The 13,477-nt window shown below is 56.2% G+C and carries 15 protein-coding genes; 5 read left to right on the forward strand and 10 right to left on the reverse strand.

Annotation, left to right across the window (positions count from 1 at the left end; all coding sequences use genetic code 11):
• Positions 1-3 precede the first annotated feature (3 nt).
• Both F153LOC_RS07875 and trmB read right to left on the reverse strand, forming a co-directional pair.
• The gene (locus F153LOC_RS07875; protein ID WP_102104717.1) at positions 4-330 is read right to left on the reverse strand and encodes a YggL family protein; all 327 of its coding nucleotides are present in this window, start codon (positions 328-330) and stop codon (positions 4-6) included.
• Positions 327-1,046: a tRNA (guanosine(46)-N7)-methyltransferase TrmB gene (trmB, locus tag F153LOC_RS07880; protein WP_100778993.1), complete on the reverse strand. Its 720-nt coding sequence runs from the start codon at positions 1,044-1,046 to the stop codon at positions 327-329. The genes F153LOC_RS07875 and trmB overlap by 4 nt, the downstream gene beginning before the upstream one ends.
• Positions 1,047-1,184: 138 nt before the next feature.
• Here trmB and mutY point away from each other — a divergent pair, with 138 nt between their 5' ends.
• The 5 genes from mutY to F153LOC_RS07905 all read left to right on the forward strand — a co-directional run bounded on the left by mutY (position 1,185) and on the right by F153LOC_RS07905 (position 5,992).
• A complete protein-coding gene (gene mutY, locus F153LOC_RS07885) occupies positions 1,185-2,243 on the forward strand; it encodes an A/G-specific adenine glycosylase (protein ID WP_102104718.1) in 1,059 nt (352 codons plus the stop codon).
• A 26-nt stretch (positions 2,244-2,269) separates the two neighbouring features.
• Positions 2,270-2,542, forward strand: a complete 273-nt coding sequence (locus tag F153LOC_RS07890; RefSeq protein ID WP_100778991.1) for an oxidative damage protection protein — start codon at positions 2,270-2,272, stop codon at positions 2,540-2,542.
• Positions 2,543-2,597: 55 nt separating this feature from the next.
• On the forward strand, positions 2,598-3,674 hold the full coding sequence (gene mltC, locus F153LOC_RS07895) for a membrane-bound lytic murein transglycosylase MltC (protein WP_100778990.1): 1,077 nt from the start codon (positions 2,598-2,600) through the stop codon (positions 3,672-3,674).
• Between the two features lie 225 nt (positions 3,675-3,899).
• Positions 3,900-5,156: a nucleoside permease gene (locus F153LOC_RS07900; RefSeq protein WP_100778989.1), complete on the forward strand. Its 1,257-nt coding sequence runs from the start codon at positions 3,900-3,902 to the stop codon at positions 5,154-5,156.
• Between the two features lie 161 nt (positions 5,157-5,317).
• Positions 5,318-5,992 (forward strand): class I SAM-dependent methyltransferase, encoded by a 675-nt coding sequence (locus tag F153LOC_RS07905; RefSeq protein ID WP_102104719.1) that lies wholly within the window; start codon positions 5,318-5,320, stop codon positions 5,990-5,992.
• A gap of 36 nt (positions 5,993-6,028) precedes the next feature.
• Here the strand turns inward: F153LOC_RS07905 and citG are convergent, their stop codons facing one another.
• The 8 genes from citG to F153LOC_RS07945 are packed head-to-tail and all read right to left on the reverse strand — an operon-like array spanning position 6,029 to position 13,355.
• Positions 6,029-6,832, reverse strand: a complete 804-nt coding sequence (gene citG, locus F153LOC_RS07910) for a triphosphoribosyl-dephospho-CoA synthase CitG (RefSeq protein WP_102104720.1) — start codon at positions 6,830-6,832, stop codon at positions 6,029-6,031.
• Positions 6,810-7,349: a citrate lyase holo-[acyl-carrier protein] synthase gene (gene citX, locus F153LOC_RS07915; protein ID WP_102104721.1), complete on the reverse strand. Its 540-nt coding sequence runs from the start codon at positions 7,347-7,349 to the stop codon at positions 6,810-6,812. The genes citG and citX overlap by 23 nt, the downstream gene beginning before the upstream one ends.
• Positions 7,350-7,351: 2 nt before the next feature.
• On the reverse strand, positions 7,352-8,872 hold the full coding sequence (gene citF, locus F153LOC_RS07920; protein WP_102104722.1) for a citrate lyase subunit alpha: 1,521 nt from the start codon (positions 8,870-8,872) through the stop codon (positions 7,352-7,354).
• 10 nt (positions 8,873-8,882) lie between these two features.
• Positions 8,883-9,758 carry a citrate (pro-3S)-lyase subunit beta gene (gene citE / locus F153LOC_RS07925; protein WP_102104723.1) on the reverse strand — a complete coding sequence of 292 codons (876 nt, stop codon included), beginning with the start codon at positions 9,756-9,758 and terminating at the stop codon, positions 8,883-8,885.
• Complete coding sequence (citD, locus tag F153LOC_RS07930; RefSeq protein ID WP_102104724.1) at positions 9,755-10,048, reverse strand: citrate lyase acyl carrier protein; 294 nt, start codon at positions 10,046-10,048, stop codon at positions 9,755-9,757. The genes citE and citD overlap by 4 nt, the downstream gene beginning before the upstream one ends.
• A 16-nt stretch (positions 10,049-10,064) precedes the next feature.
• Positions 10,065-11,099 (reverse strand): [citrate (pro-3S)-lyase] ligase, encoded by a 1,035-nt coding sequence (citC, locus tag F153LOC_RS07935; RefSeq protein WP_102104725.1) that lies wholly within the window; start codon positions 11,097-11,099, stop codon positions 10,065-10,067.
• Positions 11,100-11,112: 13 nt separating this feature from the next.
• Positions 11,113-11,976, reverse strand: coding sequence for a fumarylacetoacetate hydrolase family protein (locus F153LOC_RS07940; protein WP_102104726.1), 864 nt, complete (start codon positions 11,974-11,976; stop codon positions 11,113-11,115).
• Between the two features lie 17 nt (positions 11,977-11,993).
• Positions 11,994-13,355, reverse strand: coding sequence for a 2-hydroxycarboxylate transporter family protein (locus F153LOC_RS07945; protein WP_100778981.1), 1,362 nt, complete (start codon positions 13,353-13,355; stop codon positions 11,994-11,996).
• Positions 13,356-13,477 lie beyond the last annotated feature (122 nt).

Genomic DNA, 13,477 nt, shown 5'->3' on the forward strand with positions numbered 1-13,477 from the left:
TAGTTAGTCCCACCAAATGTCGAAAAGTTCGCTAACGCGGACCTCTTCGAATTTGCGGTCTTCCAGCCATTTGCGCACAAGGGCCTGCTGCTCTTCGGTGCACTTACCGATCTCTTGCTTGCAGATCAGCCCTTCCCAGGAGAGATAGCCGCTGCCATCAAACGCCAGTTTGTTTGGCTCGATCACTTCATCGATAAAGGCGTCAACGTCCTTATCGATGGTTTCTACGCTAGTACCTTCCGGGAAACGCCATGCGACGGAAAAACCAACTTCCTGGAATTCCTCGATGTGCATTTTTTTACGCAGACGACGGCTACGGTTTGCCATTATTTAACCCTCTCGAACATTAAGTCCCATACACCGTGACCAAGACGATGGCCACGCTGTTCAAATTTCGTTACCGGACGTGAATCCGGTCGCGGTACGTAGTCGTTGCTCTCAGACTGGTTTTTATACCCGTCGAGCGACGACATCACTTCCAGCATGTGTTCCGCGTAAGGTTCCCAGTCGGTGGCCATATGGAAGACACCGCCCAGTTTTAGCTTACTTTTCACAAGCTCAGCAAATTCTGCCTGAACGATACGGCGCTTATTATGACGTGCTTTGTGCCATGGGTCAGGGAAAAAGAGCTGAACCATGTTCAAAGAATTGTCAGGAATCATTTTGTGCAGCACTTCGACCGCATCGTGGCACATGACACGCAGGTTCTCTACGCCCTCTTCGTGCGCGGTCGCAAGGCATGCGCCCACGCCCGGTGAGTGCACTTCAATGCCAAGAAAATTTTGCTCCGGACGCGCTTTCGCCATGGTCACAAGCGATGAGCCCATGCCAAAACCGATCTCCAGCGTGATCGGCGCATCGCGGCCAAACAGGGCGGCGAAGTCGACTGGCTGTTCGCTGAACTCAACGCCCATCACCGGCCAGTAGTTATCCAGCGCATGTTGCTGCCCTTTTGTCAGGCGCCCCTGACGGCGGACAAAGCTACGAATACGGCGCAGTGGGCGACCGTTTTCATCAAATTCCGGTGAAATGACGTCATTTTTCATAAAAGAGTAGTCTGCTTGTGAGAATGTTCGGGAAACGGGCATTATCCAAAGTTAAGCCCTGTATGCAAGCATGGGAAAGATCCGGTTTACAGTCGCATGGCGCTGTGCTGCAATCTGCGTCCCTGATTAAGCGAATCGATGACCATGCAAGCCTCTCAATTTTCAGCCCAGGTGCTGGACTGGTACGACAAATACGGGCGTAAAACCCTGCCCTGGCAAATTGAAAAAACGCCCTACAAAGTATGGCTCTCCGAGGTGATGTTGCAACAAACGCAGGTCGCGACCGTGATTCCCTACTTTGAGCGTTTTATGGCGCGATTTCCGACGGTAACCGATCTCGCCAACGCGCCGCTCGACGAGGTGCTGCACCTGTGGACCGGCCTTGGCTATTACGCCCGTGCGCGCAATCTGCATAAGGCAGCGCAGCAGGTCGCGACTCTGCATAACGGTAAATTCCCGGAAACCTTCGACGAAGTGGCTGCCCTGCCCGGCGTCGGGCGTTCCACGGCGGGCGCGGTGCTTTCTCTCTCCTTAGGCAAACATTTCCCGATTCTCGATGGCAATGTCAAACGCGTGCTGGCCCGCTGCTATGCGGTCGGCGGCTGGCCGGGTAAGAAAGAGGTCGAGAAGCGCTTATGGGAGATCAGTGAAGCGGTGACGCCCGCGAAAGGCGTCGAGCGTTTTAACCAGGCGATGATGGATTTAGGGGCAATCGTCTGCACGCGTTCCAAACCGAAATGCGAGCTGTGCCCGGTCAATAATCTTTGCGTGGCCTATGCCAATCATTCATGGGCGCAATATCCCGGCAAAAAACCCAAGCAGACCCTGCCAGAACGTACCGGTTTTTTACTGCTGATGCAGCACGGCGACGAGGTGTTTCTTGCGCAGCGTCCGCCGAGTGGTTTATGGGGCGGATTGTACTGCTTCCCGCAGTTTGACAGCGAAGAGGGGCTGCGTGAGTGGCTGGCGCAGCGACAGATAAGCGCCGATAAACTCCAGCAACTGACGGCGTTTCGCCACACGTTCAGCCATTTCCATCTGGATATTGTGCCAATGTGGCTTCCCGTGTCCTCCTTCGCCTCTTGCATGGATGAAGGCGTGGCTCTCTGGTATAACTTAGCGCAACCGCCATCCGTCGGGCTGGCAGCTCCCGTGGAGCGCCTGTTACAGCAATTACGTGCCGGAGCAGTCGTTTAGCTTCGACAAGACAACGAGGAATCAGAATGGCCAGAACAATTTTTTGTACCTATCTGCAGCGCGACGCCGAAGGGCAGGATTTCCAGCTCTATCCGGGTGAACTGGGTAAGCGCATCTATAACGAGATCTCCAAAGAGGCGTGGGCACAGTGGCAGCAGAAGCAGACCATGCTCATCAACGAGAAAAAACTCACCATGATGAACCCGGAACACCGCAAGCTGCTGGAACAGGAGATGGTGAACTTCCTGTTTGAAGGCAAAGATGTGCACATTGAAGGCTACACGCCGCCGGAAAAATAACAGCGTGCGGGGGTAACCCCGCAGTTTAGCAAACACAACACGCAATCCCGGAATGATGAAAAAATTACTAGCGCTAGCCCTTGTTGCGCCGTTGCTTGTCTCTTGTTCCAGTAAAAAAGGCGATAGCTATAACGAAGCCTGGGTTAAGGACACGAACGGTTTTGACATTCTGATGGGGCAGTTTGCCCACAACATCGAGAATATTTGGGGATTTAACGAAGTTCTTATCGCGGGACCGAAGGACTACGTTAAATACACCGACGCCTACCAGACCCGTAGCCACATCAACTTTGATGACGGTACGATCACGATCGAAACCATCGCGGGAACCGAACCTGCGGCGCACTTACGTCAGGCCATTGTCAAAACCCTGCTGATGGGTGACGATCCTGGCACTATCGATCTCTATTCCGACGCCGACGATATCACCATCTCCAAAGAGCCGTTCCTGTACGGGCAGGTCGTTGACCAGACCGGCCAGTCGATTCGCTGGGAAGGCCGCGCCACCTCTTTCGCCGATTACCTGCTGAAAACGCGTCTGAAAAGCCGCAGCAACGGCCTGAAAATTATCTACAGCGTGACCATCAATCTGGTGCCGAACCACCTCGACAAGCGTGCGCATAAGTATGTGGGCATGGTGCGTCAGGCGTCGCGCAAATATGGCGTGGATGAGTCGCTGATTCTGGCGATTATGCAGACCGAATCCTCCTTTAACCCGTACGCAGTGAGCCGGTCCGATGCGTTAGGACTGATGCAGGTTGTCCAGCACAGCGCCGGGAAAGATGTGTTCCGTTCGCAGGGCAGATCCGGCATGCCTAGCCGCAGCTTCCTGTTTGATCCGGCCAGTAATATTGATACCGGCACCGCCTATCTGGCGATGCTGAGCAATGTCTATCTGGGCGGGATTGATAACCCGACGTCGCGTCGCTATGCGGTGATCACCGCGTATAACGGCGGCGCAGGCAGCGTACTGCGCGTGTTCTCGAATGATAAAATTCAGGCCGCGAACATCATCAACAGCATGTCGCCAGGGGATGTTTACTCAACCCTGACCACTCGCCACCCGTCCGCGGAATCCCGTCGTTATCTGTATAAGGTGAATACGGCGCAGAAGAATTATCGTCGCCGCTAGTTTTCCCCTGCCCTCTCCCGACGGGAGAGGGCAATAATCCCCACACTGCCCCATCCATACGAAAATGTTATTTGCATCACAATCTAAACTGCAAATTAATGAGGATTGCATTTTTTTGCGGGAGGTAACAAAACATAACCTCGCCTGCTGATAGAATTGCATCAAATAACAACCCTGAATGTTCCCATAACAACATATCTCCCGCTCAATTGTGAGGAAAGTAACATGAACCTTAAGCTGCAGCTTAAAATATTGTCGTTTCTGCAGTTCTGTCTGTGGGGTAGCTGGCTAACCACGCTCGGCTCCTACATGTTTGTGACGCTCAAGTTCGACGGTGCGTCTATCGGTGCCGTATACAGCTCGCTGGGTATTGCAGCGGTCTTTATGCCAACGCTTCTGGGGATCGTGGCGGATAAATGGATAAGCGCGAAATGGCTTTACGCGCTCTGTCATCTGGTGGGGGCGGGTACGCTATTTATGGCGGCCGGAGTGACCACGCCAGGGGCGATGTTTATGGTGATCCTGCTGAACTCGCTGGCCTATATGCCAACGCTTGGCCTGATCAATACCATCTCCTACTACCGCATTAAGTCTGCGGGCCTGGATATCGTGACCGACTTCCCGCCAATCCGTATCTGGGGCACTATCGGCTTTATCATGGCGATGTGGGGCGTGAGCTTCGCAGGCTTTGAACTGAGCCATATGCAGCTCTACATCGGTGCTGGCCTCTCTGTACTGCTGGCCCTGTTCACCCTGACGCTCCCGCACATTCCGGTTTCTAACCAGCAGCAAAAACAGAGCTGGAGCTCCATGCTCGGCCTGGATGCGTTCGCGCTGTTTAAAAACAAACGCATGGCGATCTTCTTTATCTTCTCCATGCTGCTGGGCGCAGAGCTGCAAATCACTAACATGTTCGGGAACACCTTCCTGCACAGTTTCGACAACAACCCGCTGTTCTCCGGTAGCTTTATCGTTGAGCACGCGTCGGTAATGATGTCGATTTCACAGATCTCTGAAACCCTGTTCATCCTGACCATCCCGTTCTTCCTGAGCCGCTACGGTATCAAAAACGTGATGCTTATCAGTATCTTTGCATGGATGCTGCGCTTCGGTCTGTTCGCCTACGGCGACCCAACGCCGTTCGGCACCGTGCTGCTGGTTCTATCGATGATTGTTTACGGCTGCGCCTTCGACTTCTTCAACATCTCCGGTTCGGTGTTTGTCGAAAAAGAAGTTAAGCCTGAAATCCGCGCCAGTGCTCAGGGTATGTTCCTGATGATGACCAACGGTTTCGGCTGTATTCTCGGCGGCATCGTGAGCGGTAAAGTCGTTGAGATGTATACCACCAATGGAATTACCGACTGGCAGCCAGTGTGGCTGATCTTCGCCGGTTACTCTCTGGTGCTGTTCTTCGCCTTCATCGCCCTGTTCAAATACAAACACGTCCGCGTTCCGAATGGCGCACAGCCAATCGCGCATTAATCCTCCCTTCCCTCTCCCTTTTTCGGGAGAGGGTTCCCCCCTTCTATCCTGATAAATACCTATAAAAAAGGGACCTATTTAGCGCCTCATTCTTAACCTATTGTGGCAAATTTGTTGCTATCGACATTCCGTCATTCCTGATGCACAAATAAGGTTAAAAGATGCTAGATATCGCTGACTTGAAAGTTTTCTTCCAGGACCCTGAGATAAAAAAAATTATCGATACGACCTGGGATAGTGTTGGCGAAACGCTGGCGCGGGCACAAGCCGAGCTACCGGAAGAGCTGGCCATGGCGCGTCGGGAGCTTTCATTTCACGACCACGTGAAATGCCTCGGTTATCTTTGCTGGCTGCTTGAGCATAATAATGTTGCGGGCGATATCATTGAGATTGGCGTCTGGAAGGGCAAATCCACGTCGTTTATGAATGAAATTTGTCAGCATAAACGCCGCATGATCGGCATTGACCCGATGGAATTAACCTGTCAGGAAAGTGAGCTGCGCTTCTATCACGAGCGTCTTTTCCCGGAAGTAAACCTGATACGCGGATATTCGGAGCTGAGCATCGAACGCGTTCTGGCACTCAATCCTCAGACTGTACTTTTGCACATCGACGGCGGCCACGAAGGGCGTCACGTCCTGATCGACTTCCTGCTCTACTCCCCAACCGTAGTGCCTGGCGGCTTTATTGTCTTTGACGATTATCGCGATCACCAGTACTCGCCACAGGTCGGCCCGGCGGTCGACTTACTGCGTGCGGGTGGTTACTTCAACGGCTTCGACGTGATTGGCAGCCTGCCTGGATTTGAAAACAGCTATCTGCTCCAGAAGCGCTAATCCCTTGACTCATCTCCCGTCGGGAGATGAGTCTTTTCATCCGCACCCATCCAGAACAATTCCCACCGACAGTAAATCTGCGCTGCCTCCAGGGCTTAGACGGCGGGCGATCAGCGCGTTATCCATTTCATTCAGAATCTTTCGATCCCAGCCGTTCGCCAGCACATCTTTCGCGTACCCCTGGACATAGCGCAGCCCGTCCAGGCCACCGCGCGACACCAGATTACTGTCCTGATTCACCGCCATTAACCGCAGCAGCAGATCGTGGAGTTGATGACGATTCCACTGAGGCAGAACCTTCCTGACCGTCGCGAATCCGCTTTGAGCCTCGCCGCGCGCACCCGTTAAGCCCAGCTCCTGGTACTGGCGCTCACCGGCGGTTGTCCTCCCGCTGCGCCCGGCCAGTTCACGTTCCACCAGCCCCTGGCAAATGTTACTTATCTCACAGCAGAGACTGTCTGAAGTGACAGGGTTAACGCGCCCGGCTGCAAAACAGAGCAGTCCCAGCGCGAAAATCCCGCCTTTGTGGGTGTTAACTCCGCCCGTCGCCGCGTACATCGCCTGCTCACAGGCGATTCCCATTGGGCGAATCAGGCTCAACTGTTCCGCCGCGGGTTTTCCGGCATGTTCCGCGCCCAGTTCAGCAAAGCGCGAGAACCACGGCGCTATGGCGGCGATACTGCGGGTAAAAAGTGCGTGATCCATATCGCGATGGGAGCCGTTATTGAGCTTATCCACCAGCCCCGGTTTTGGCGTGAGCTCCAGTTCCATCCACAGAGCCTCCTCGGCGAGCTGCGGCACATCTGTGCGGCGCGGTTTAGTCGCGAGCAAACCAGTCATCGATCATCTTCTCCACGCGGGCCACCACCTGCTCCACCGGATGCTGACGTGAGCGGGAACAGGCGTGCGCCGGTTCATCGCAGATCAGGCAGCGGCGCATGTTTTCTCCGAGCGAGCGCCGTCCGACATGCCCGGCGTCTGGGCAGATCACATCCAGATCCCACAGTCGTCCGAGAGGATGCGTCTGTTCCAGCTCGGCACAGTGAGCTTTAATTTCTGGCGCCTGATGCGCCACGCACCACATGGCTTCTGGTCCCGTGGGCAGCCACAGCACCAGGCGGTCCAGCACCTGCCAGCGGTGCTCCCACAGCAGTTGATCGCACACCTGCAGCGCCACGCCCATGGTATTGCGATAGCGCAGAGAGTCTTTGATATCACCGGGCGTCACCAGCGTCAGCGAAATCACCGGTTGTTGATAATGTGAAAGCCAGTCAGCCTGACGCGCGGCGCGTTTCTCTTTCGCCGCCAGCATCTGCGTAAGGCTGACACCCGAATGAACGGGTGTCGCGATGGTCATGATTATGACTCCTTAACCTGTCGGACGGTGTCGATCACGCTGCCGTCACGGTAGCGGATCACCCCGACGATTTTGTCGGTAAATTCGATGGGTTTGGGTTCGCCGGTCAGCGAAATCGCCCGCGCGTACAGGGCCTCAATATCGACAATTTTCAGCCCCGCCGCTTCCAGCCGTTCGCGAATTTCCGCACGCGCAGGATTGACGGCGATACCGTGATCGGTCACCAGCACGTCGATACTCTCCCCCGGCGTTAAGCGCGTGGTCACCCGTTTCACCACCGTCGGAATACGGCTGCGCAACAGCGGTGCGACGACAATGGTCAGGTTCGCGGCGGCGGCCACATCACAGTGTCCGCCCGATGCCCCGCGCATCACCCCATCAGAGCCGGTAATGACGTTGACGTTGAAATCCACGTCGATCTCCAGCGCGCTTAAGATCACCACATCAAGCTGATCGCAGCTCGCCGCCTTGCTGCCCGGATTGGCGTAAACGTTAGTGGAGATCTCCACGTGATTCGGATTGCGAGCCAGTGAAGCCGCGGCCTGTCCGTCAAAGCACTGGGTATCGAGCAGTTTTTCGATCAGCCCTTTTTCATGCAGATCGACCAGGCTACCGGTGATCCCCCCCAGCGCGAAACGCGCTTTCACGTGGCTTCGCGCCATCTTTTCGCCCATAAAGCGGGTGCAGGCGGTGGCCGCCGCGCCGGAGCCGGTCTGCATCGAGAAGCCGTTTTTGAAATAGCCGGAGTGCTCGATTACATCCGCCGCATAGCGGGCAATCATCAGCTCGCGCGGATTGCTGGTCACGCGCGCCGCGCCGACGCTGATCTTCTCCGGATCGCCGACACTCTCGACCTGCACCACATAATCCACACGATCCTGCACCAGGCTTGCAGGCATGTTCGGGAACGGCACCAGATCTTCTGTGAGCAGCACCACCTTGCGGGCAAAATGGGCGTCGACCATCGCATAGCCCAGCGAACCGCAGCTGGATTTGCCGTGAGTCCCATTGGCATTGCCAAACTCGTCGCTGCACGGCACACCGAGAAACGCGACGTCGATATTCAGCTCGCCGTCCTGCAGGAGCTTCACGCGTCCGCCGTGGGAGTGAATTTGTACCGGTTCTTCCATCAACCCGTGAGAGATGGCATCCGCCAGTTTGCCGCGCATCCCGGAGGTATAAATACGGGTAATTACACCGTTTTTGATATGTTCGATCAGCGCATCGTTGCAGGTCATCAGGGAGCTGGACGCCAGGGTCAGGTTTTTAAAGCCCATGTGCGCGAGCAGCGCGACCACGTTGTTGATGACGCGGTCGCCTTCGCGGAACGCATGGTGGAACGAAATGGTCATCCCGTCCTGCAAACCGCTGCGCTTCACCGCCTCTTCCAGGGTTTCGCACAGTTTGCGGCGGTGTTTGGCGTCGACATCCGCCAGCCACGGCGTGGCACTGTGGGCGGTATCAAAAGGTTTAAGTTCCCGCAGATGAGGGAAGTTCAGGTGGAGCAGTTCTGTCTGATTCATTGTGTCATCCTTAGCGACGCACGCCGGAGGCAGCCGCGCGTTCCAGCACCATTTGCGCATGGTTAATAATCGGCGCATCCACCATTTTGCCGTTGAGCGACACCACGCCCAGGCCGTTGCGTTCGCCCTCTTCTGCCGCTTCAATCACTAATTTCGCGTGATCCACTTCCTGCTGCGTCGGCGCGTAGGCGTTATGCAGCAGGTCGATCTGGCGCGGGTTAATCAGGGATTTGCCGTTAAAGCCCATTTTGCGGATCAAATCGACCTCGCGCAGGAACCCGGCTTCGTCGTTTACGTCCGACCACACCACGTCGAAGGCGTCGATCCCGGCGGCGCGTGCGGCGTGCAGCACGGCGCAGCGGGCATAGAACAGCTCGGTGCCGTCGCCGCGTTCGGTTTGCATATCCATCACATAGTCAAACGCCGCCAGCGCAATGCCGATCAGGCGCGGTGAACTGCGGGCTATGGCCACGGCGTTAATCACGCCAATCGCCGATTCAATCGCCGCCATCACGCGGGTCGAACCGACTTCGCGACCGCACTCGCGCTCAATGCGCTCCAGATGGCCTTCCAGCTCAAAGATATCTTCCGGGGTGTCAGTTTTTGGCAGGCGGATCACGTCCACGCCCGCACGAACCGCCGCTTCCAGATCCAGCAGGCCAAACGGCGTGCTCAGCGGATTAATACGCACCACGGTTTCGATATCCTGATACATCGGGTGCTGCAGCGCATGGAAGACCAGCAGCCGCGCAGTGTCTTTTTCGCGCAGGGCCACGGCGTCTTCGAGGTCAAACATGATAGAGTCCGGACGGTAGATAAACGCGGTAGAGAGCATGGCGGCGTTGGCGCCGGGTAAAAACAGCATACTGCGACGGAGTTTGTTCATGACATTTTGCTCCAGTCGATCTGCTGCGAGTCTGAAGCGCGGATCACCGCACTCTGCAGGCGGGCGCGGATCACACAGTCCAGCGCACCTTTATCCTCAACGATTATTAACCCCTGGCGCACATCCATGGCGCGCAGCGTTTCGTCGACCACCTGGCGAATTTGCTCGCCAAACTGCTTAATCACTTCACTGTGGATGACAATCTCCAGCTCGCCGTCGGCGGGGGCGATTTTCACCATCAGGTCGCTGGACTCCTGCGTTCCGGCCAGCGCCTCCCTTATAATATTCATGATAAATTCCTGATAGTTATGCGACTTCCGCGCGCGCGTGATCTTTCACGTAGTGCGCTTTGAGATGCGCGAAAGTGGATTCCGGGACAATCTCCCGGATACGAGAAAACTGCTGTGTTTTGAGCAAGCGGCGCACTTCCGACGCCGAAATGGCGTTGCCTGTTACCTTGATGCGCGGCATCTCCACTACTTCTATCGCGGGGGCAAGCAGCTGATGCAGCGTCTGGTTGTACTGGCGGGTGATGTCGCAAAACGGCTCCGAGCCGATAAAGCGATGGGTGATCCCAAGCGCAGGGGCGATAAAGTCGCGGAAGATCAGCACGTCGATTTCACTCCACGCCTGCTGCACTTTGCCGCTCTCTTTAAGGAAATAGGCCGGAAACGTGGCGCGGGAGATGATGTACTGCGACCCCTCATGCACCGAGACATTCGGCAGATGCGCCACGCCGGCGCGCACCATCTCCAGACGGGCGCAGAACGGGAAGAACGATGCGTCCTCGCGCACCACAAAGAGGTGCAGCCAGTCACACTGCTTCGCCGCCTGCTCCACCAGATGACGATGGCCGAGGGTGAAGGGATTGGCGTTCATCACAATCGCGCCAATCGTCTCCCCGCATCTGCGGCTGCGCTGCAGCGAGCGGCAGTAGCGCTCGATCCCCTGTGGGGTGTTCTCCAGCAGCACGGCGTTATTGCCGCTCTGGGCAATCGGCCAGAAACCGCTGCGGGCGAAGCGCTCTTTATTGCACGGGCGGGTGCAGAGAAAGAGATGAAAATGACCACGCGCCAGCGCGGCATTTTCCACTTCCGCCAGCAGGCGGGCGCTGAGATTCGCGCCCCTCAGCTTTTCATCCACCGCCACGCACTTGATGACGTTGGCAGCCAGCCCCGCACATCCCACCAGCTGTGAACCGGACCAGGCCTCTATAAACAGCGTAATGTCGTTGTCCAGCCCCAGGCCGCTGTCCGCCAGCAAATAACGGATCTGACTTAAGCGTTCCGGGTGTTGCGCGACGATCGTCTGACGAAAGTCGATAGGGAGTTGCGAGTGCATGCTGCCGCCTTGATCAGTGCGCTGCCGCCAGGGTTTGCGCGGGTGCTTCCATAATCACATTGCTCAGATGACCGATGTTTTCGATCTCAACTTCAATGCGATCGCCCTCCTGCATAAACAGCGGCGGAGTACGTTTTTTGCCGACGCCCCCCGGCGAGCCGGTGATGATCACGTCGCCAGGGCTGAGACGGGTAAAGGTACTGATATACTCGATAAGCTCCGCGACTTTGTGGATCATGCTGCTGGTGTTGTCTTCCTGCACCATGCGGCCATTGAGCCAGGTGCGGATTGCCAGCTGGTGCGGGTCCGGGATCTCATCGGCTGTCGCCATCCACGGGCCAAACGCCCCGGTCTGCCGCCAGTTTTTCCCAGCGGTGAACCAGGTGTGCTGCCAGTCGCGGGCGGAACCGTCCATGTAGCAGCTGTAACCGCCGACGTGACTAAGAGCGTCTTCACGACGGATGTTCTCGCCGCCTTTGCCGATGATCACCGCAAGCTCACCTTCGTAGTCGAATTCGCACGAGTGGCGCGGTTTTAATACCGGTGAGTTATGCCCGGTCTGGGAATCGGCAAAGCGAACGAACAGCGTTGGCGCCGGGTTGTGCTGGTCAAACTCTTTGCGTTTGTCGGCGTAATTCATCCCTACGCAGAGGATTTTTTCCGGCTGCTCAATCACCGGTAAAAAGGTGATGGCGCTCATCGGGATATCTGCAACATCGTTGAGATAGCGCGTGGCATCCGCCAGGCCGTTGCCCTGCAACAGCGCCTTGAGGTCGCTGTAGCGATCGCCCAGACGGCGACCTAAATCCACCACACCTTCGGCCTGTACGATGCCGTAGCTGCGTTTACCCTGATACAGAAAACTTGCGAGTTTCATTGTTCTTTCCTGAAGACTTAGACGAGGAAGTTGCCCAGAACCAGCAGCGAGATAGAGACGTTAATCGCGCCACCAATTCGGGTAGCAATTTGGGCGAACGGCATCAGGCTCATACGGTTGCCTGCGGTCAGAATCGCCACGTCACCCGTACCGCCCTGCCCGCTCTGACAGCAGGAGACGATGGCGACATCAATAGGGTGCATACCAATCTTTTTACCGACGAAGAACCCGGTGGCCACCAGCGCCGAGACGGTGCTGACAATCACCAGCAGGTTGCTCACAGTGAAAGCGTTCACCAGCTCTTGCCATGGGGTGATCGCCACGCCAACGGCAAACAGAATCGGGTAGGTCACGGAGGTCTGGAAGAATTTGTACACCACCTGCGAACCTTCTAGCAGGCGTGGAGAGGCGCCGTTGCAGAGCTTAACCAGCACCGCCACAAACAGCATGCCAACCGGAGCAGGCAGGCCAATCAGCTTGTGACCGAGCATACCCAGCATATAGAGCAGCACCGCCAGCAGCGCACCGGAGGCAATGGTGGTCACATCCGCTTTGCCGGAGAACGCCGGCTGCGACACACTGGCGTCTGCATTGGCGCGGTTTGGCATCAGCTGGCCTTCACCCGTGAGGTGCGGATAGCGTTTGCCGAGCTGGTTCAGGCAGCCGGAGATGATGATGGCGGTTAAGCCGCCAAGCATGACCATCGGCAGCACACGGCCAAGGGCGACGCCCTGATCCATGTGCAGCAGCGTGGCGTAACCGATGGAGAGCGGGATCGCCCCTTCACCGACGCCGCCCGCCATGATCGGCAGAATGATAAAGAAGAAGATCTGGAACGGCTCAAGCCCAAGCGCCATGCCGACGCCCATCCCGACGATCATGCCGACAATTTCACCGCACAGCATCGGGAAGAAAATGCGCAGGAAGCCCTGAATCAGCACCGTGCGGTTCATGCTCATGATGCTGCCGACAATGATGCAGCAGATGTAGAGATAGAGAATGTTGGTGGATTTGTAGAACTTGGTCGTGGACTCGACCACCACATCCGGCAGCAGACCGTAGTACACCATCGCTGACGGAATAAAGGTGGCGCAAATTGCCGCCGCGCCGAGTTTGCCGACAATCGGCAGACGCTTGCCGAACTCACCGCAGGCAAAACCGAAGAACGCCAGCGTGGCGACCATCACCACGATATCGCTCGGCAGTTTACCGCCCAGACAATCCACGGCGATCAACGCACCGGCTAACACAAACAGCGGCAGGGGAATGATCCCGACTTTCCAGGTATCCATAATGTGCCACCAGCGCTCTTTAAGCGACGGCCGCTGAATTTCAATCGGGTCGTGGGTAACAGAGAAAGAATCGTCAGTAGTGCTCATAATTAAGCCTCTTGGTTATTTGTACGTTCAGCTTAGAGTCACAAAGGCTTACTTTATGTGAGGAAAGGCATATTAAAACCGAAGTTTTTATGGCCTCTATGGTTTTAATGGTTTCTTTTATT

Origin of the sequence: Lelliottia sp. F153 (assembly GCF_002870005.1) — a bacterium.
GTDB lineage: Bacteria > Pseudomonadota > Gammaproteobacteria > Enterobacterales > Enterobacteriaceae > Enterobacter > Enterobacter nimipressuralis.

Bases quoted from the DNA above. Each gene is read 5' to 3' on its own strand.
- F153LOC_RS07945 (WP_100778981.1), bottom strand. From the start codon at position 13,355: ATGAGCACTACTGACGATTCTTTCTCTGTTACCCACGACCCGATTGAA.
- F153LOC_RS07900 (WP_100778989.1), top strand. From the start codon at position 3,900: ATGAACCTTAAGCTGCAGCTTAAAATATTGTCGTTTCTGCAGTTCTGT.
- citD (WP_102104724.1), bottom strand. From the start codon at position 10,048: ATGAATATTATAAGGGAGGCGCTGGCCGGAACGCAGGAGTCCAGCGAC.
- mutY (WP_102104718.1), top strand. From the start codon at position 1,185: ATGACCATGCAAGCCTCTCAATTTTCAGCCCAGGTGCTGGACTGGTAC.
- citX (WP_102104721.1), bottom strand. From the start codon at position 7,349: ATGACCATCGCGACACCCGTTCATTCGGGTGTCAGCCTTACGCAGATG.
- F153LOC_RS07940 (WP_102104726.1), bottom strand. From the start codon at position 11,976: ATGAAACTCGCAAGTTTTCTGTATCAGGGTAAACGCAGCTACGGCATC.
- citE (WP_102104723.1), bottom strand. From the start codon at position 9,758: ATGAACAAACTCCGTCGCAGTATGCTGTTTTTACCCGGCGCCAACGCC.
- trmB (WP_100778993.1), bottom strand. From the start codon at position 1,046: ATGAAAAATGACGTCATTTCACCGGAATTTGATGAAAACGGTCGCCCA.
- citF (WP_102104722.1), bottom strand. From the start codon at position 8,872: ATGAATCAGACAGAACTGCTCCACCTGAACTTCCCTCATCTGCGGGAA.
- citC (WP_102104725.1), bottom strand. From the start codon at position 11,099: ATGCACTCGCAACTCCCTATCGACTTTCGTCAGACGATCGTCGCGCAA.
- F153LOC_RS07905 (WP_102104719.1), top strand. From the start codon at position 5,318: ATGCTAGATATCGCTGACTTGAAAGTTTTCTTCCAGGACCCTGAGATA.
- citG (WP_102104720.1), bottom strand. From the start codon at position 6,832: ATGACTGGTTTGCTCGCGACTAAACCGCGCCGCACAGATGTGCCGCAG.
- mltC (WP_100778990.1), top strand. From the start codon at position 2,598: ATGAAAAAATTACTAGCGCTAGCCCTTGTTGCGCCGTTGCTTGTCTCT.
- F153LOC_RS07890 (WP_100778991.1), top strand. From the start codon at position 2,270: ATGGCCAGAACAATTTTTTGTACCTATCTGCAGCGCGACGCCGAAGGG.